At 36.8% G+C, this 19,738-nt stretch carries 17 protein-coding genes; 12 read left to right on the top strand and 5 right to left on the bottom strand.

All coding sequences use genetic code 11. The features are described from left to right. Positions 1-103 precede the first annotated feature (103 nt). Positions 104-793 (top strand): hypothetical protein, encoded by a 690-nt coding sequence (locus ACH3O9_RS03555; protein ID WP_416444464.1) that lies wholly within the window; start codon positions 104-106, stop codon positions 791-793. Between the two features lie 134 nt (positions 794-927). Next, positions 928-1,434 (top strand): GreA/GreB family elongation factor, encoded by a 507-nt coding sequence (locus ACH3O9_RS03550; RefSeq protein ID WP_416444462.1) that lies wholly within the window; start codon positions 928-930, stop codon positions 1,432-1,434. Between the two features lie 278 nt (positions 1,435-1,712). On the opposite strand, the gene ACH3O9_RS03545 is transcribed toward ACH3O9_RS03550, so the two are convergent. The 3 genes from ACH3O9_RS03545 to gldA all read right to left on the bottom strand — a co-directional run bounded on the left by ACH3O9_RS03545 (position 1,713) and on the right by gldA (position 4,365). Continuing rightward, complete coding sequence (locus tag ACH3O9_RS03545; protein WP_416444460.1) at positions 1,713-2,246, bottom strand: YSC84-related protein; 534 nt, start codon at positions 2,244-2,246, stop codon at positions 1,713-1,715. A 164-nt stretch (positions 2,247-2,410) separates the two neighbouring features. After that, a complete protein-coding gene (locus tag ACH3O9_RS03540) occupies positions 2,411-3,457 on the bottom strand; it encodes an endonuclease/exonuclease/phosphatase family protein (RefSeq protein ID WP_416444458.1) in 1,047 nt (348 codons plus the stop codon). 11 nt (positions 3,458-3,468) lie between these two features. Then, complete coding sequence (gene gldA, locus ACH3O9_RS03535) at positions 3,469-4,365, bottom strand: gliding motility-associated ABC transporter ATP-binding subunit GldA (RefSeq protein WP_416444456.1); 897 nt, start codon at positions 4,363-4,365, stop codon at positions 3,469-3,471. A gap of 571 nt (positions 4,366-4,936) precedes the next feature. On the opposite strand from gldA, the gene ACH3O9_RS03530 reads away from it, so the two are divergent. Genes ACH3O9_RS03530 through ACH3O9_RS03515 form a run of 4 tightly spaced genes read left to right on the top strand, consistent with a single transcriptional unit; the run spans position 4,937 to position 8,908 of the window. Further along, the gene (locus tag ACH3O9_RS03530; protein WP_416444454.1) at positions 4,937-5,764 is read left to right on the top strand and encodes a prephenate dehydratase; all 828 of its coding nucleotides are present in this window, start codon (positions 4,937-4,939) and stop codon (positions 5,762-5,764) included. Continuing rightward, on the top strand, positions 5,761-6,906 hold the full coding sequence (locus ACH3O9_RS03525) for a pyridoxal phosphate-dependent aminotransferase (protein WP_416444452.1): 1,146 nt from the start codon (positions 5,761-5,763) through the stop codon (positions 6,904-6,906). The genes ACH3O9_RS03530 and ACH3O9_RS03525 overlap by 4 nt, the downstream gene beginning before the upstream one ends. A gap of 21 nt (positions 6,907-6,927) precedes the next feature. Next, entirely contained in the window at positions 6,928-7,788 is an 861-nt protein-coding gene (locus ACH3O9_RS03520) for a prephenate dehydrogenase (RefSeq protein ID WP_416444450.1), read from the top strand. A gap of 28 nt (positions 7,789-7,816) precedes the next feature. Continuing rightward, on the top strand, positions 7,817-8,908 hold the full coding sequence (locus ACH3O9_RS03515; RefSeq protein WP_416444448.1) for a chorismate mutase: 1,092 nt from the start codon (positions 7,817-7,819) through the stop codon (positions 8,906-8,908). A 70-nt stretch (positions 8,909-8,978) separates the two neighbouring features. Here ACH3O9_RS03515 and ACH3O9_RS03510 read toward each other — a convergent pair whose 3' ends face one another. Next, positions 8,979-9,464 (bottom strand): DUF4251 domain-containing protein, encoded by a 486-nt coding sequence (locus ACH3O9_RS03510; protein ID WP_416444446.1) that lies wholly within the window; start codon positions 9,462-9,464, stop codon positions 8,979-8,981. Between the two features lie 60 nt (positions 9,465-9,524). Further along, positions 9,525-10,169, bottom strand: coding sequence for a hypothetical protein (locus ACH3O9_RS03505; RefSeq protein ID WP_416444444.1), 645 nt, complete (start codon positions 10,167-10,169; stop codon positions 9,525-9,527). Positions 10,170-10,247: 78 nt separating this feature from the next. Between ACH3O9_RS03505 and rsgA the strand changes: the two genes are divergently transcribed. From rsgA to ACH3O9_RS03475, 6 genes are read left to right on the top strand one after another with little or no spacing between them, the layout of a single operon-like run. After that, entirely contained in the window at positions 10,248-11,201 is a 954-nt protein-coding gene (rsgA, locus tag ACH3O9_RS03500) for a ribosome small subunit-dependent GTPase A (RefSeq protein ID WP_416444442.1), read from the top strand. A gap of 2 nt (positions 11,202-11,203) precedes the next feature. Next, complete coding sequence (gene dtd / locus ACH3O9_RS03495) at positions 11,204-11,656, top strand: D-aminoacyl-tRNA deacylase (protein WP_416444440.1); 453 nt, start codon at positions 11,204-11,206, stop codon at positions 11,654-11,656. A 49-nt stretch (positions 11,657-11,705) separates the two neighbouring features. Then, positions 11,706-13,619, top strand: a complete 1,914-nt coding sequence (locus ACH3O9_RS03490; protein WP_416444438.1) for a DUF3857 domain-containing protein — start codon at positions 11,706-11,708, stop codon at positions 13,617-13,619. Position 13,620: 1 nt separating this feature from the next. Then, positions 13,621-15,630: a transglutaminase domain-containing protein gene (locus ACH3O9_RS03485; protein ID WP_416444436.1), complete on the top strand. Its 2,010-nt coding sequence runs from the start codon at positions 13,621-13,623 to the stop codon at positions 15,628-15,630. 36 nt (positions 15,631-15,666) lie between these two features. Beyond that, on the top strand, positions 15,667-17,661 hold the full coding sequence (locus ACH3O9_RS03480; protein WP_416444434.1) for a DUF3857 domain-containing protein: 1,995 nt from the start codon (positions 15,667-15,669) through the stop codon (positions 17,659-17,661). A gap of 9 nt (positions 17,662-17,670) precedes the next feature. Beyond that, on the top strand, positions 17,671-19,671 hold the full coding sequence (locus tag ACH3O9_RS03475; protein ID WP_416444432.1) for a DUF3857 domain-containing protein: 2,001 nt from the start codon (positions 17,671-17,673) through the stop codon (positions 19,669-19,671). The last annotated feature ends 67 nt before the right edge of the window (positions 19,672-19,738 follow it).

Genomic DNA, 19,738 nt, shown 5'->3' with positions numbered 1-19,738 from the left:
TTACTCAAATCATAAAATTTACTCTTTATCGGAAATTTATTGCAGATGTTCGGCAATTTTTTCTAAGTTAGCACGCTCAACCCCAGATCATAAACCTATATAAATGAAAAGAATATTGCTCTTGTTGTTCACCGTTCTTTCTATGCTGTCCTGTTCTGATGATACGCTTGAGCAACAACCGCTGGCAGTTGAGGTAACCGCAAGTAGTACGCTGCGTACAACACTGGAGAATCTACGTAAGTTTGCTGCTCCCACTGTCAAGTCAAGCACAGGGAGCAAGTCTAATAGCATGAGTGATCTGTGTTTTCAGTTTATCTATCCGGTTGTTTTACAGTATAATGACAGCACTAAGATCACAATAAATAGTTTTGATGAACTGCTAAGTGTTATTCTGTCTGAAACTGTTTCTTACCACATAGTTGGTATAGGTTTTCCTTTTGAAGTAGTATGTCACCTTGACAATACAATTTATACTATTGATGATGAAGCAGAATTTTCAACATTGATACAAAACTGTAATTACGACGGGCTTTCGCCGAAAGATGTTTTGAATTTTCTAAGCGGTTGTTTTACCATAAACTATCCTGTGTCCTTTACAATTAATGAAAGTGAAATTACACTTAATAGCGAAGAAGAATTAATAAGTTACTTCGCCGGAAATTTAAAGAATATAAAGCATTTTAATTTTCAATATCCCTTTAGCGTTACGCTCACAGTAGACGGAAGCGCGGTGGTAATTGAAGATGATTATGAAGTGATTCATTTGATCACAAATACATGTAAGATAGATTAATTTGAAGATTGCCTGATTTTCTTGATTTTTGAATTAAAACTCCCGTACTGCGGGAGTTTTTTTGTCATAAACTATTCTTAACCTGTTTGGTATAAGCACGTGTTATGCTTATTATAGGTAATAAAATCAAGATTATGAGCAGAGGATTTGTAAAAGAAGATGATCAGGAAGAAGCACCCATAATACCACCCAGAGCTGCCTTGCCAGACGGCGTGACTAATTATGTCACTAAAGAAGGTTTAAAGCAATTAAAAGAAGAACGGGAAGCTCTGGAAAATGAACGTGCCTTGCTGGCGCATGATGATGACAGGGAATACAGAAGAGCTGCAGCGCTTATTGATGGTAATTTAAATCTATTAAATGAAAGAATAGCATCTGCACGAGTTTTAACCCCAGATGATCTGGCACATGATGAGGTAAGATTTGGCGCCGAAGTATTTTATACGATGGGCAACAGCGATAAAAAATTACATTTTCATATAGTAGGTGTAGATGAAGCTGATGTAAAGAAGCAAAAAATTGCATTTATAGCACCTATTGCCAGAGCTGTTACTGGTAAAAAGGCTGGTGAAACGGTGAGTTTGGCTCTGGGAAATGAAACCAGATTGATAAATATTCTTGCAATTAATTATCCAGATTAATAAAAATCTTAAAATTTTAATCAAATAATTGAAAATTAGTGATTTAAGGATAAATATTGATGATATTATATAATTTATTATTAACTTAAAGTATAGGTTTTGTTTTTCGATTAGGGGGCGAAGAACAGAACGCATGCTCCCGAAAGGGAGCATTTTTTTGCCAAATAAAAAACCGTTTTCAAAATCGAGTTTTTTTTCAAATTCGATTCTAAAAACGGCTACTTTTCAGGATATTTAAGGAGGTTTTACCTCCATATTACCCGAATTACCCGATTTTTTTATTTTCCTACAGGACTAAAGTCAAATTTTTGACCACCTACAGAAAGATCGACCATAAGACCAGCTTTTGGTTTTGCAAACACCGCTACACCATCTCTGTATTGAGCAGCTTTAGCAGCACCACTTTTAAGCATTACTGCAGAAACGTTTCCTGTAAATTCAAAGTCATCATCTTTAAAACGGTTAAATGCAGTCTCATCGTTAAAGAAAATTACTTCGCTAAAAGCTTTACCACCCGCTTGTAAACCTACATCTACTTTTTTCATTTTAGCCATCCCAATAAGTACACCATTTTGATAAACAGCACCACGACCGGCAGAGGCTCCTACTACAAATGCGCCCTTACCTACGTTAGGAAATATTACATACGCTTCGCTATCATCAAAAAATGATCTTAGGCTACTATCTTCATTTATAAAAGCTTCTTTAGCTGCTTGTGCATCTTCAATTATCTGATTGTCTTTTCGGCTTTGTGCAAATAAAGGCACGCTAAGGCAAAGAGTAAGTATTAATAAAATTTTATTCGTCTTCATAATGTTAGTTTTTTAATTCAGATCAAAAGTAATTTAAGAAGAGAACAGTCGTAGTTAATACTGTGTTAGTTTATGTGAAGGCTATATTAATATTTCCGTAAAGGAAATAACGACTCTAAAAAGCACCAATTTTCGTGTAAAACGCGGGAGATATTTGGCAGATATTATTTAGTTATTCCTTCTTCAATTTTCTCATCGATCTCTTCTTTTACTTCTTTGTCGAGAGTAGGATTTGTAGTATCTGGTGCATCTTTTTCTATCCAGATCTTGTACAACATTGCAAAATGGTCAGATCCAAAAGAGGGTAATCTTTCCATAGTTTCAATATACATGTCATCAGAATAAAAAAGCTGATCTATGGGGAAACGCAAAAGCGCATACTTGGCATGAAAACTTGTAAATAACCCGCGGCCTATGCGAGGGTCAAGAAGACCTGTCATTTTCTTAAACAAAGTAGACACTCGAGACCAAACCACATCATTTAGATCACCGCACACAATTATAGGATTGTGAAGTTTGCGTACAGCCTTACCTACTATCAATAATTCTGCATCGCGTTCCTGTGAGGTTTCATTTTCAGTTGGGCTGGGAGGTGCGGGATGAACACAGATTAAATTGAGCGGCGCTCCTTTACGGTAATGTACCTTTGTAAAAATGGAAGGTATATCTTCTTCTACCAGATAATTTACCTGCGTCTGGCTTAGTTCATATTTAGAATATAAATGCATGCCATATAAATTCTCTAGAGGCACCTTTACGTTATATGGATATTCCTGTTCAAATTGTTTTAGACCTTTTTCCCATTTCCCATTAGATTCCATGGTAAGAAATAGGTCAGGTTTATGTTCACGTATCAGGGAAGCAAAAGCTGCCGTGTTATCATTGGGTTGTAAAACGTTTGCAGTAATAAGTGTTATGCTTTGTAGGTTTTCAAATTGATCTGGCTTTCTGGGTTTCTCATGGTAATAAGAAGTAAAGGGGATAATTTTTTTGAGTTGAAAAGCCATAGTGGCAATCAAAGCAAACCCAATAACCCAGGCTGTCATTGTATGCAACCCATAATACGTTAATAAAGCTATTAGTAGGAGCAGCTGGATACCTGTTGTCTGTATACGCACAAAATCCCAAATGCGTACAGACCAGTGTGTAATTCTTGTTAGGGGGAGATAAGCGACAAGAATAAAAAGTACACAGAAAGTAAAAAAGATCATAGTTAAGCTTGTTAATTGGCCGTCAGGTTTTGAAATAAACTTTCAAGTGATGTGTTTTTCTTATTTAGTTGAAGGGTTTTTAAACCATTGTCATGTGCAAAATCAAACAAGGCAGGGCGCATATCTTTTTTAGTATCAAAGATCAATTCATACCTAAAGCCGCCTGTGTTGCGCACACTTCTTACTTTGGGTAATTTGTTTAAGGCAACCTCTTCTACGCGATAATCAAATTCTACTATAATTATTTGCTCTTCATTCTCTCGCATTTCTTCTAACTTCTTATCTGCTACAACCTGCCCTTTGTTTATAATAATGACCCGGTCGCAAATAGCTTCTACTTCCTGCATAATATGTGTAGATAAAAGAACGGTTTTTTCCTGACCTATAGACCTGATAAGCTTTCTAATATCAACTAGTTGATTAGGATCTAAACCTGTGGTAGGCTCATCAAGAATCAATATTTCAGGATCATGCAATAAGGCATTGGCAAGTCCTACCCGTTGTTTATAGCCCTTGCTAAGTTGCTTTATCTTTTTATGAGATTCTGATGTGAGGCCTGTACTATTTATAACATCTTCTACTTTCTCCCGATCAACCTGATAAATATCTGCATTAAAATTGAGATATTCTCTCACATACATATCTGGATAAAGTGGATTATTCTCAGGCAGATAGCCTATGCTCTTTTGTACAGCCAGCTTTTCTTGTGTGGTAGAAAAACCATTTACACGTGCACTTCCCGATGTGGGTTCAAGATAAGTGGTGAGAATTTTCATCATCGTACTTTTGCCTGCACCGTTAGGTCCTAAGAACCCTGTTATCTCACCTTTATTGATTGAAAATGAGACAGAATCGAGCGCTTTTTGTGCGCCGTAAAGTTTAGTAATTTCAGAAACGGTTATAGACATGCGGGGACAAGAGATTGATTTACGTGAAAATAGCTTAATATCTATTATGTTATCAGTAAACAAGTTGTTCAAAGATACTTTAAACGCTTCTTTTTAAGAATTAAACAAATACTAATTATAGGTTTCGCCTGAGAAATTTTTTCAAGAGTGGTTTTTAATACAATGGGAGAAATCTATAGATGAGAGAAGAAACCCTGATTTTGCAAACCTTGAAAATATCTTTATGAAATAGCATTTGTGTTGCATGTTATTTATTTTAATAACCCATTTTATCTGGTTTATAAAAATATCTGTAAAAATCACTATTTTTTATACCCATTTCCACTTATTTAAGTACTTTAGCCGCTAATAATAAGACAATGTTCAACTTGCGTTATTTCTGGAACCGTTATTACTTCTTTTTTTATCAAAAAGGAACGGGACCGCTATAGATAAACGTAAGCGTATAGTATATAAAGGTCTCGGTAAATAATCGGGACCTTTTTTTATATCAGAATTTTGTTCTTTATATGCGTTTTAGGTAAAAGTACCAGTCGCTAACATTAATACTGAAGCCGGACTTCATGTAACTATGAAAAATCGAAAAGTAGCCATACAGGGAATAAAAGGTTCCTTTCACCATAGAGTGGCACAAGAATTTTTTACGCAGGATGTTGTTGTAACAGAATGTCGCACTTTTCAGGATGTGGTAAATAGCTTGCTCGATGGCGAAAGCACAGATGCTGTAATGGCAATTGAGAATAGTATTGCCGGTAGTATTATTCCTAACTACGCTCTTATTGACGAGTATAAATTAAATATTGAAGGCGAATATTACCTGCCTATCAATCAAAATTTAATGGCATTACCCGGTCAAAAAATGAGCGATATTAGAGAGGTTTGGTCGCACCCAATGGCGCTATTGCAATGTCGCGATTTCTTTAAAGGGCAGGGAGCTATAAAAATGGTAGAAGAAGATGATACTGCAGGTGCGGCAAAACGTGTTTTTGAAGAACAGGCAAAAGGGATAGGAGCAATTGCAAGCACCACAGCGGCAGAAATCTATGGTCTTGAATTAATCGCTGAGAACATACAAACGATAAAAGACAATTCTACGCGCTTTTTTATCCTCAATAATAATGGGCGTACAGAGAACGGAGTTCCTGATAAAGCATCTTTAAAATTCTTAACAGACCACAAAAGAGGTAGTCTGGCAGCCGTTTTAAATGTAATGAGCGATTGCAGACTGAACCTGACTAAAATACAATCGTTGCCTGTAATTGAGACACCGTGGATATATTCTTTCTTTGTTGATGTGACATTTAAAGAATACAGACATTTTGAAAAAGCTAAGAAATTGCTGAATATAATGGCCAAGAACTTTGAGATTTTAGGCGAATACAAAAACAGAAAGATATGATCACAACGGCTAACCGTTTAAATCAAACCACAGAATATTACTTTTCGCGTAAGCTTAAGGAAGTGCGTGCCCTGGCCGAAGCTGGCAAGCCTATAATTAATATGGGTATAGGTAGTCCAGATCTTGCACCGCCGCCGCAAGTGATACAATCGTTAACAGAAGCATTACAGGACGGTCCCGCACATCAATATCAGAGTTATAAAGGTTTGCCAGAGTTGCGCAATGCAATGGTAGATTTCTATAAAAAGCAATATAGTGTTGAGCTTAACAGCGAGACAGAGGTGTTGCCACTTATGGGCTCAAAAGAGGGAATTATGCACATTAGCATGACTTTTCTTAATGCGGGAGATGAGGTTTTAATCCCCAATCCCGGTTATCCTACATATACTTCTGTGACGCGTTTGCTTGAGGCAGAACCTGTTTATTATGAACTAAATGCAAAAGGAAACTGGTTGCCAGATCTTGAGGCTTTGTCTCAACAAGATTTGAGTAAAGTAAAATTGATGTGGGTCAACTATCCCAATATGCCTACGGGAGCAAAAGCGTCGCAGCAGGATTTTGAAGATTTGATCGCTTTCGCGAAAGCAAACGACATTTTACTTATTAATGACAATCCTTACAGTTTTATATTAAACGAGGAGCCGGTTTCTATTTTAAGCGTTCCAGGAGCAAAAGATGTCGCGCTTGAGCTTAATTCGCTAAGTAAATCATTTAATATGGCGGGCTGGCGAGTAGGTATGGTTCTGGGAGATCAGAAATATATTGATGATATCCTTACCGTAAAAAGCAATATGGATAGCGGTATGTTTTATGGCATACAAAAAGGAGCTGTTGCTGTACTTAAAGAGGGAGAAAAGTGGTTTAATAAACTCAATGCTGTTTATGCAAAACGCCGCGAACTCGTGTGGCAACTGGCTGAAAAGTTAGGCTGCACCTTTGATAAAGACACGGCGGGAATGTTTGTGTGGGCAAAATTACCAGAAGGAACCGGAGATGCAGAGGCCTTTATAGACGATATTTTGCTTAAAAAGAGCGTTTTTATCACTCCGGGGACGATTTTTGGCAGTCAGGGAGAAGGTTATATCAGGTTTTCACTTTGTGTAACCGAAGAAAAAATTAAAGAGGCAATAAGCAGATTTTAGTCAGTCATCACTGAACAACTAATGGAAGAATTTAAGAATATATATATTGTAGGTGTAGGGCTCATAGGTGGTTCTTTTGCGCGAGATGCTAAAAAAACGCTTTCGGGAAGTACGATTTATGGCATCGATGCAAATAAGGAGAATCTTGAAGAAGCTAAAAAGCTGGGGGTTATAGATGCATCTGCGACTTATGACGATTTAAAAAAAGCAGATCTGGTCATTCTTTCTATTCCGGTAGATCAGGCAAATGATCAACTTCCGTTAATTCTGGATCGTGTGAATGAAAATGCATTGGTTATAGATATGGGCAGTACAAAAGCAGGCATTTGTAATGCGGCTGCAGGTCATGCAAAAAGGAAGAATTTTCTTGCGGCTCACCCTATTGCAGGTACTGAATTTTCTGGTCCTACGGCAGCGATTGAAAAGCTATATGACGGTAAGACACTTATTGTTTGTGAGCTGGAAAAAACAGATGAAAAGCTTCAGCAAAAAGCATTACAGCTTTTTGAAGCAATAGGCATGCACATGCGCTACATGGAGCCACAATCGCATGACAAGCATATTGCGTATGTTTCGCATTTATCACATATAAGCAGTTTTATGTTAGGGAAGACTGTGATTGAAAAGGAGAAGAACGAAAAAGATATTTTTGATATGGCGGGTAGTGGTTTTGCTTCTACAGTTCGTCTGGCAAAAAGTAACCCCGCAACATGGACGCCTATCTTTAAGGAGAATAAAATGCATGTTCTTGAGACCCTTACAGAGTATATAAGTAATCTTAATCATTTTAAGTATTATCTGGAAAATGATGATTATGAGGCTGTTTATAATGAAATGGAAAACACAAATCACATAAAAACTATATTAAAAGGATTATCATAATGGCATAAAGCCGTAATTTTGCAGAGTCATGGAAAACAAAAAAGAACTGAGAAACTGGCTGGACGCCTTTAATCTGGATCATCCCCTGGTTATAGCCGGCCCTTGTAGTGCAGAGACTGAAGATCAAGTACTCAAAATTGCACACCAATTAAAAGATACAGATGCTACCGTATTGCGTGCCGGTATCTGGAAACCACGTACCCGCCCGGGAATGTTTGAAGGCGTAGGAGCGTTGGGTCTTAAATGGTTGCAAAAAGCTAAAGAAGAAACGGGAATGCTTACCACTACAGAGGTGGCTAATGCTCATCATGTAGAGCTTGCGCTTAAACATGATATCGACATTCTGTGGATAGGTGCGCGTACAACTGTATCACCTTTTATCGTACAGGATATTGCAGACGCATTAAAAGGTACAGATAAAGTTGTGCTTATTAAGAACCCGGTTAACCCTGATCTTGCATTATGGTTAGGTGCTGTAGAGCGTTTTTATACACAGGACATTAAAAATCTAGGTGTTATACACCGCGGTTTCTCTACTTATGAGAAAACACGTTACAGAAACAATCCTGAGTGGCAAATAGCTATTGATCTTCAGAATAAATTTCCTGATCTGCCATTAATCTTAGATCCTTCACATATTGCAGGACGTCGTGATATCATTTTTGACCTATGCCAGACAGGTTTAGATCTTAATTATGATGGTATAATGGTTGAGACTCATTTTGATCCAGACAATGCATGGAGTGATGCTGCACAGCAAATTACACCATCAAGACTTGTTGAGATCATGAATGATCTTAAAATACGTAAAGAAGAAGGTACCGCAGCAGAATTTAAAAACAAGTTGAATACGCTACGTACGCAGATAGATGTTGTAGATCACCAGTTGATTGAAAATTTAGGTAAGCGTATGAAAATCGCTGATTCAATTGGCGAATTGAAACTTGAGAACAACGTGGCTATCTTACAAACAAAACGTTGGAACGAAATTTTAGGAGCTATGATCCTTGAAGGCGAAAAGCATAGCTTAAGTGAAGAATTTATCTTACGTGTGTTTAAAGCTATTCACCAGGAATCTATCAATCATCAAAAGAAGATTGAGCGCCTTTCTGAAGCATAGAAAACATTTCAATAAAGAATAAAAAAACCGCCTTTTTGGGGCGGTTTTTTTATTCTTTTTAACCCGATTTTTACTCTTTTTCTTTCAGTTTTTCTAAGTCTCCTCTATAACGCATAATATCGCGATGACTGCTTATTACATCTACATTTGCGTTATCAATTGAAGAAGCTGTGATTGTCACATCCAGTCGCTCAACTTCCTGATGCACATTAAAGGTAATGGTTGCCTTTTGTTTCTCGTCATCATAAGTTACTTTATAATTTTCAGCAAGGCCTTCATATTTAAATCCGCCATTTGTATTATAATGTGATAATTGAGAAACACCAAAAAACGGTAAGTAAACATTTACAGAATCACCTTTCACATCAAGAGAATTAGGATTACCTATAAGATTTATGTTGCCGCCGCGCATAGGGTATGCCCAGGTACCTTCAAAGCGAAAATTCTTAGACTCAATTAAGGATTTCAGATTTTCAAATTTACTGTCCTTATTTTGGGCACTTAAAACACCTGTAAAGAGGACGGTAAAGAATAAAATCAGTTTTATATTTTTCATATCGATTTAATTTTAAACGATATAGAGCAATATCTGTACCTTAATTTGTGCCCTGTCTCACTATTTTGTGTAAGCCATTCTTCTTGAGGCTTTTCGCATTAGCGTGTTTATAAGATCATCTGAGCTACTACCCAGACTGCCTTTTACTTTTTTATTGTAGTTCCAAAGTAATTGACCATCTTTTGCATTATTTACGCTCATGTTTACAATGGCAGAATTTGTCGTTCCCCAGAAACCAATAAGCACACCAAGAGCTATAGAAGCACCATCAGACATGGGTTTGTTAGTTTCATAAGTGCCAGAAATAATTGCATCTACGCCCAGAATTTGCGCCAGATCTTCAGTGGTGTAACCATTTATGTTATCAACAGTGATACCTTCTTTAAGAAGTAAGGTGTTAACACGTTTTGGTTCCATCACATCAATAGAGAGCGTCCCGCGTTTTTTTCGTTTTAAAAACCAGGAATGCATCGCATTTTGAATGCTTTCACCTTCACTAAGTTCTAATTCTTTAAATTGATCTGGGGTCATTTTTTCCATTTGCTTGGGTCTTAATTCTACCGTAGCCTTAAAAGGTAAAATGGCTATAATCTTGTGATCTGTAGCAATCTGATCAAAATCAGGATTTTCATAAAGACTGGTTTGTGCAAATGATATAAAAGAAAGTAGCAAAAAAGCAATACTGGTCAATGTAGTTTTTTTCATTATTGAGTTTTTAAGTGAGGCTGCAAATAGCAGAAAATAAAGTAGTTTTACAATTTAATTTTAGCGCTACATTAAAATTTGAAGGGAACCGTCTACAAATCAACAGGAAGCTGGTACACAGTAAAGAATGAAAGCGGCCGTTTTTACGATTGTCGTATTAAAGGTAAATTTCGCATGCGCGGAATAAAAAGTACAAACCCTGTGGCTGTAGGCGATGTGGTTGATTTTGAGCTTGAAGAAACCAGCGATGCCGTCACCGGTGTCATTAAAAATATACGAGAACGGGAGAATTATGTGATACGTAAATCTGTTAACCTTTCTAAGCAAACGCATATCATAGCAGCTAATGTTGATATTGCTTTTCTGCTGGTGACGCTTAATAACCCGCCTACCTTCACGACGTTTATTGATCGTTTTCTGGTAACTGCAGAGGCGTATCACATTGAAGCGATCCTGCTTTTTAACAAAATAGACACCTATACACTTGAAGAAAAAGCTGAAGTTAAATTTCTTGCAGAGATGTATCGCGAGATAGGTTATACATGTGTGGGGATATCTGCTACCACGGGTAAAAATGTAGATCAGGTGCGCGAGATGATGCAGGGTAAGACCAGCATGTTTTCTGGTCATAGTGGTGTAGGTAAATCTACTCTGGTGAATGCTATTGAGCCGGCTCTAGATCTAAAGACTAAAGAAATAAGCGATCAGCATATGCAGGGTCAACATACTACTACTTTTGCCGAGATGTTTGATCTTAGTTTTGACGCCAGAATCATAGACACGCCGGGAATTAAAGGTTTTGGCGTAGTTGATATTGCAAAAGAGGAATTAGGCGATTACTTCCCAGAATTTTTTGCGCTTAAAGAAAACTGCAAATTCAACAATTGCCTGCATCTTGAAGAACCACATTGTGCCGTAAAAGATGCTCTGGAAAATGACCAATTATTCTGGTCGCGCTACAAAAGCTATGTGCAAATATTAGAAGGTGAGGAAGAGAATTACCGCCGCGATATTTACGATACGGGTCAATAATTATGCGTGTAGTAGTACAACGAGTTAGTGAAGCGTCAGTCACAATAGAAGGTAAAGTTAACGGGGCAATTAAAACCGGATTTTTAATTCTTTTAGGTATTGAAACTAAAGATACAACTGATGATATTGACTGGCTCGTGCGCAAAATTACCGGTCTGCGGGTTTTTAGCGATGAGCAGGGCTTGATGAATAAATCTATTCTTGATGTAAATGGAGAGATTCTTTTAATAAGTCAATTCACACTTCATGCCAGTACAAAGAAAGGTAATCGGCCTTCATTTATAAATGCAGCTAGACCAGATGTTGCAATTCCTCTTTATGAGAAATTTGTTGAAAACCTTTCTATAGCGGTGAAAAATCGGGTAAAAACGGGGATTTTCGGGGCAGATATGCAAGTTTCACTTGTTAATAACGGTCCCGTAACTATAATTATTGATAGTAAAAACAGAGAGTAAATTCGTTTTTTATAATTTATTCTTATATTAGCCCTGTTCACATTTTTTTATGAAATATATTCTATCCCAAATCCTCTTTTTGGTAGGATTTGTTTGTATTGCCCAGGACGCTGATTTTTCTCCTCTCACAGTGCCAAAGCAATTAAAAGAAAACGCAGACAGCGTTTTGCGCAATGAGTTAATTACACTAGATGTTTCTGATCCCAGATATTTAATCTGGAAGAATTATCGAGTCATAACCGTGCTCAATAAAAAAGGAAATTCTGATGTAGATGCCTATGTTTACTACGATGACAATACAAACGTACGCGACATAAGCGCTACTGTTTATGACCTATTGGGTCAGGAACAGGAAAAATTCAAAAAACGAGATTTTAAAGATGTTAGTGCTGTATCTGGCGGAACTCTATTTGCAGATTCTCGCGTATTGCATCTTGATTACACGCCTACCTCATATCCTTATACGATAGTTTTTGAGTCTGAAGTTAAGTCTGAAACAACAGCTTTTATACCTGGCTGGTTGCCAATAGGTGATTATGGCAGCAGCACGCAATATTCTAAGTATGAGATAATTTATGACCCCGCAGATAAGCTAGCTGTAAAGGAGGTCAATTTTGGCGATTATAAGATAGAAAAGACCGAAAAGCCAGGACATATAGCGTGGACCGCTCAAAATATTCCTGCTGTAAAGCGAGAATATCTTTCACCTGCATTTACAGATCATATGCCTTACGTAAAATGTGCTTTAAACAACTTTTATCTTGAAGGTGTGCCGGGTGTAGCAGATAGTTGGCAAAGCTTTGGTTCCTGGATGACAAATAATCTGTTGCAGGAATGTAATGACCTTCCACAAGAAACGGTTACCGCAGTACGAGCGATGGTGGCAAATGAAACCACAGATTTGGCTAAAGCCAAAAAAATCTATCAGTTTGTGCAGGATAAAGTGCGTTATATAAGCGTGCAGGTAGGCATAGGTGGCTGGAAGCCTATGAAAGCATCAGAAGTTGACAGGCTTGGTTATGGTGATTGTAAAGCATTGACTAATTATACTAAAAACCTGCTTCAGGCAGTTGATATCCCTTCTTATTACACGGTGCTCTATGCAGGAGAAGAAAAGCGATCTTTAGATCCAGATCTTGTGGCTGTACAAGGTAATCATGCAATTCTTGCTGTAGACCTGGCAGAGAAAGAAGATTTGGTTTGGCTGGAATGTACAAGTCAGGTTACGCCATTTGGTTATTTAGGTGATTTTACTGATGATCGTGAAGTTTTAATGATGACAGATGAAGGTGGCGTGATGGCAAAAACGACAAAATATGACGGGGTTTCTAACAATCACATTACTCACGTTTCACTTGATCTGGCAAATGATGGCAATGTTACAGGCCAGCTGAGTATGACTTCTCATGGTATCTTTTATGGTGATAAAATGTATATGAAGTCACAGAGCGAAAAGGAAATAAAAGAGAATTATTTAGACCAATGGAGCCAGGTAAGCAGTCTCGAACTTTCTGAAATAGAACTTGATAATGACAAGGAAAATGTGGCCTTTGAAGAGGATATGAATTTTACCATTAAAAATTACGCAGACCTTGTTAACGATGAGATTCTTCTAAAGGCTAATGCTTTTAGCGGTAGTAGCAAAAATATACCGCCACGCTATAGAGACAGATTAACAAATTTCATTTTAATGCGGGGCAGTATTAGTGAAGATACATTTGAATATAAGCTGCCTGAAGGGTACACTGCAGCAGCTCTCCCTGAAGCTCTTGATGAAGAAAATGAATTTGGCAGTTATCATGCAGAAGTAAAACTTGATGATGCAGGTAAGCTGGTGTACTACCGTAAAGAGATAGTTAATGAAGGTGAGTATGGTCCAGAACTCTATAAAAAATATCGTGACTATTGCAAGCAGATAGCACGCTATGATAACCTCAAATTATTAATTAGAAAAAAGTCTTAGTATGCACAAAAAACTACTCATTATTCTATTCTTTTTTAATTTACTAATAGGCTATAGCCAGGACTTTAGGTATGGCAAAGTTTCTAAAGAAGAATTGGCAGAAACACAACACCCTTTAGATGCAGACGCTAATGCGGCTATCTTATATCATGAAGAGCGCTCAAAGTTTGAATACGATCAGGAATTAGGCTTTTTTCTCTTGTCAGATGTTTATGAGCGTGTGAAAATCTACAATAAAGAAGGTTATGACTGGGCGACCCGTTTTTTAGGTCAATATCAAGGCTCTGGTGGAGCTAAGGAAGAAGTAAGAGGTTTAAAGGGGGTTACATACAATCTGGTAGATGGTAAAATAAAAGAATCAAAACTGCGAAATGATGGTATTTTTGATGAAGAACGCAGCAAGAATGTAGAGGTTAAGAAGTTTACAATGCCAGATGTGCAGGACGGCTCTGTTTTTGAATTTAAATATACACTCAAGACACCCTTTATAGGTAATATAAATGAGTTGAGATTACAGGAGAAAATACCAATTAATAAATCTTCCATACGATTTGCAACGATAGAATATTTAGGCTATAAAATGCATCAAAAAGGATGGTTGCCAATTAAAATTGATGAAGAGATCAATAACAGAAAACTTTCTTTTAGATATACACGAGATTTTCTGGACACAAGAAGTGCAATAGGTAATACTTCTACAGAAGAACTGGATCTAAAAGAAACAATTTATATTATAGAAGTTGAAGACGTTCCTGCATTAAAAGAAGAAGTATACTGTGGTAATGTAGAAAATTATATGTCTGCTTTAAAGTTTGAATTGGCTTACACCAAATATCCCAGACAGTCTGTAGATTATAAAAGTACCACTTGGGAAGCGGTTTCTAAAAGTATTTATGAATCACCCAATTTTGGTGATGAGTTAAAAATCAAGAGCTTTTTTGAAGACGATATAGATGCTTTACTTGCAAATACTTCGAGTATAAATGAGAAGATGATCAAAGTATTTGAGTTTGTAAAAAACAAAATGGCGTGGAACTCATATTTTGGTATGTATACAGATGAAGGCGTAAGAAGCGCTTATAAAAAAGGATCTGGTAACAGTGCAGACATTAATCTTATGCTTGTTGCGATGCTGCGCTATGCTGGTATTGATGCAAACCCGGTAATACTAAGCACAAAAAATCACGGCATACCTATTTTTCCTACTCGTGAAGGCTTTAATTACGTTATCGCTGGCGCGGAAGTAAATGGTATACTTACTCTTATGGATGCCACAAACAAAAGAGGAGAAGTTAACCTTATGGAAGAAGAGCTTCTTAACTGGAATGGTCGTCTTATACGAGAAGACGGTACATCAAAATGGGTAAATCTCTACCCTAGCAAACCGGCCATGCAAAGCACCCTGCTCTCTGTTAATATAGATGATCAGCTAAATGCAATGGGTAAAGCAAATAACAAGTATGAAGGTCATTTTGCTCTGGCTCAAAGAATACGATTTGCTACTGCAGATGAAGATGAGATGAGGCTGAAACTAGAAGAGAACTATACAGGTGTAGAATTACATGATGTTGAGGCAGATAATCTGGAGACATTGTACAAGCCGGTGATGTTAAACTATGATTTTGAGACCGAAAGTCTGGAGCAAATAGGAGGTAAAGTGTATTTCTCTCCCATGTTTTATTTGGCGACGCTGGAGAATCCGTTTACGGCAGAAGAAAGAACATATCCTATTGACTATGTTTACACCAGAAAAAACAAATACATTATAAGCATCGATATTCCAGAAGGATATCAAATAGAGAGTTTGCCAGAGAGTGCGGCGGTAAGCTTATCAGACGATATGGGAAGCTTTGTATACCGTATTTCTCAAGTGGCTTCAAAAATACAGCTGTCTATAGAATTAGCCATCAATACGCCACTTATTGGCCCTGATTATTACCAGGATATTAAGAAATTCTATGATATAGTGATAGCTAAAGAAAATGAAAAGGTGGTTTTGACCAAAGTCTAGTTTTCCTAATTAATTTCTCATTATGAATATACCCTGATGCAGCTAATTGTAGCTATTACCTTCCTATGCTGTTTTCATTCTTTTGCGCAGGATTATGAATTAGAGAAAGGGTCTAAAGAAGAATTAGAATTAGCAACTTATAGGGCAGATTCTTCCGCTTCAGCGGTAATTTTAGACAGGAGCCGAAACACATATTTTGATTACAGCGCTTCGCAGGGATGGGTTGTAATTACAGATATGCATGAGCGCATTAAAATACTTTCTAAAGAAGGTCTTGATTATGCTACTAATAGATTAAAAGCATACAAAAATCATAAAGACAGAATAAAAATTAACGAACTGGAAGGATTCACCTACACACTTGAAAATGGAGAGGTAAAAAAATACCCGCTGCAGGATGAAGGTGTTTTTGAGTATTCAGAATCTGATGATTACGATTTTTATACCTGGACGATGCCTAACGTGAAAGTAGGTGATATAATAGAGTGGAAGTATACTATTTATGCGCCCTTTATATCGAGTTTAGTTCCGCTCAAATTACAGCAGGACATTCCCTTAAAACATTATTACGCTACGATAAGCACACCTCAGTTTTTCTTGTATAAAATAGTTAAAAGGGGGTTATACGATATAGATTTTAAAGAACACATAGGGGAAAGAAGTTTAAAAATCAATGACGCAATTAATCTGGATTTTAAGCACAAAAAGCAATCAGAAAATCTGGGGACTTTATATTTTAAAGAACTAATCTCGCAGTTTGAGGCTAATAATGTACCTGCTCTTACACACGAGAAGTATGTTAATAATATAGATGATTATAAGCTGCAGGTTTTGTATGAACTTGAAAGCAGTACCAGTTTAAAAGGAAAAGAAACTGTCTATTCTAAAACATGGCAGGATGTAACCAAAATGATTTTTGAAGATGAAGAATTTGGGAAGCAACTGCAATCTGTTCGGTATTTAGAGAATGATGCAAAACAACTTATATCTCAGGAGGGAGATACCTTAAATCGCTTAAAAAAAGCCTTTGAATTTGTAAAACATCGTATAACTTGGAATGGTAAGAGAAGTTATTGGGCAAAAAAAGATCTGGAAGAAAGTTATACTTCGCGTACAGGAAATGTAGCAGGTGTAAACCTTAATCTTATTGCCTTTTTAAATGCTTGTGGTTTTGATGCACACCCGGTTTTACTAAGCACCAGACAGCACGGTATAACTAATTTTCCTTCTCTTCGCGCTTATGATTATGTAATAGCTTTAGTAAAACTAAATGGTAAAACGTTCCTGCTTGATGCTACAGAGCCTATGTCTGCATTAAATGTATTGCCTGCCAGAGCTTATAGCGGGCAAGGAAGGATGATAAAGCCTGATGGTACTTCTACAGAAATAAATCTATATAACAATCACTCTGGTCAAAACTATTTATTGCGCGGTGAGCTTACTGCTGATGGTGTTTTAACCGGAAGTATATCACATAAATATACGGGGCTTGAAGCTTTAGAAGCACGTAAATCAATAGAAGGACAATCATTAGAAAACTATACAAACGCAATTGTACCTCAAGAACTACTTGACTATACACATAATTTTAAAATAGAGAATAAAGAAGATTCAGAAGAATTTTTACTAGAAACGTATGATTTTGAGATACCTCAGGCTGTAAGTGTGGTGGGCGATAAAATGTACATGGCACCTTTACTTTTTCTTAAATTAGGTGAAAACCCGTATAACCGTGAGACGCGTTCATATCCTGTAGATCAGGAAACTTTTGTGCATGCTATATCAGTTAACTTAAAACTACCAGAAGGTTATACGGTAGAAACAGCTCCTGAAGCAGTTAAGATGGCTTTGCCTAATGGTTTGGGAACCTATTTCTTTACCACAACATCTTCTGGAAATTTACTTAATGTTATGGTGAGATTTACCTTAAATAAGCCTCAGTTTCCTGCCGAAGATTATGCCGTTATAAAAGATTTTTACAATCAACGGCTGATTAAAGAAAATGAGAAAGTTGTTCTGGTTAAAACTTAAAAAAGCAGTATGAAACTAATATTACTAATAGCAGTAATTCTTTTTTACAATTGGGGACAAGCTCAAAATTATAATTATGGTAAAGTCTCAAAAGAAGAATTAAGATTAGCAACCTATCCTGATGATTCTACAGCTTCTGCAGTAATTCTTCATCGCGGTAGAGAAACCTATTTTGAATATGATTCTTCAGATGGGTGGATCATTGTTAGTGAAGTACAGGAACGTATTAAAATTTTGAACAAAGAAGGGCTAGACTACGCTACTCAAAAGATTAGTTTTTATAACGACGGTAGTGCTGAAGAAGAAGTGCGCAAAATAGAGGCTCTTACTTTTAACCTTGAAGATGAAAGGATTGTTAAAACAGACCTCGATGAAGAGGGTATTTTTGAAGAAGAGAATAATGAGCACTGGACAACCATTTCACTAGCTTTGCCTAACGTTAAAGTAGGCTCTGTAATAGAATATAAGTACAAGTTAATTTCACCCTTTTTTAAAATAGATGATCTCATTTTTCAGGAGAAGATACCTGTAGACAACGTGACTTTTAAAGTTCGAATTCCGCCTTTTTTTACATTTAACCGATTAAGAAAAGGTTATTTTGAAATTGAGCCTAAAGACCATTTGAAAAAGCGCTCTATGTCTGTAAGCTGGGCGCAGGAGGGTGCTTATGGTGGTTCTACAATGCGCACAAATAGTGGGGTGATGAACTTTTCAGAATTAATAAGTGACTTTGAGATGCAGCATATTCCTGCTTTGCATGAAGAGCCCTATGTGAACAATATTGAAAACTATCAGTTTAAAATTGTTTATGAACTCCAGTCTGTTAAGAACGCCAGCGGTAAAGAAAAGAAATATGCCAGTACCTGGGAAGATGTTGCGAAATCTATTTTTGAGTCAGAAAATTTTGGTGAGCAGCTTGTAAAACCACGCTTTTTAAAAAATGATTATGACCGCATTAATAATCAATCAGTAAAACTCACAGAACGGCTGCAAATTGCCTTTGATTTTATCAAAGAGCATATGACCTGGAATGGCGATAAGCGTAAATATGTAGAAGAGGATCTGTCTAAGGCCTATGACAAAGGCTCAGGGAATTCTGCTGAAATTAATTTAATGTTGACAGCTTTACTTAGAGAAGTTGGGCTAGATGCAAATCCGGTTTTAATAAGTACAAGAGATAACGGTTTCCCAATGTTTCCCACACGTGAGGGATATAATTATGTAATCGCTTCGGTACGGTTAAATGGGGAATTGATTTTGCTTGACGCTACAGAAAAATTTAGCGTTCCTAATCTTTTACCCGCCAGGGTTTATAACTGGAAGGGGAGATTAATTAATAAAAACGGAGCATCTGAAGAAGTAGAGCTGTATTCTGATGTTCCGGCACATAAAAACACACTTATTAGTGCAGAAATCGACCAAAATGGGGCAATTATCGGGAAAAGTAGTACCCGTTTTATGGCTTTAGACGCGTTAAATTACAGAAGAGAAAATGCTAATAAAGAACCTGAAACTCTCGCAACCCAAAAGGCAGATGAGAATAATCTCGCAGAAGTTTATGACCTCTCAATTGAGAATATAGATGAATTAGATTCTCCTGTGATCGAAACGTATAATTTTGAAATAGGGCATGGAGCAGATATTATAGGTGACAAACTATATTTTACTCCATTATTGTACACGGCCCTTAACGCAAGTCCTTTCACATTAGAAGAGCGTCAATATCCTGTTGACTTTGTGCATCCGTTTAGTTTGAGCAAGATTGTCAATCTAAAATACCCAGACAATTATAAGGTTGAATCTATCCCTGAGCCGCTAAACGTAGCTTTGCCAAATGGTCTGGGTACTTTTTTATATAACATAACAAATCAAAATGGCTACGTGAATGTTATTGCTCGGTTTGTAATCAACAAAGTCCTTATAGAACCTGCAGATTATGCTTCATTAAAAGAGTTTTACAACCAAAGGGTTAAAAAAGAGCAGGAAAAAATAGTTCTTACAAAGGTTTAAGCAGAGTGATATTCTTTTGGCAAAAAGCAATTGGGTTAAAATTTCTTCAGTATTCTTAAGTTTAAAA

Origin of the sequence: Leeuwenhoekiella sp. A16 (assembly GCF_047946675.1) — a bacterium.
Taxonomy (GTDB): Bacteria; Bacteroidota; Bacteroidia; order Flavobacteriales; family Flavobacteriaceae; genus Leeuwenhoekiella.
This window is presented reverse-complemented; position numbering and strand designations above follow the sequence as displayed.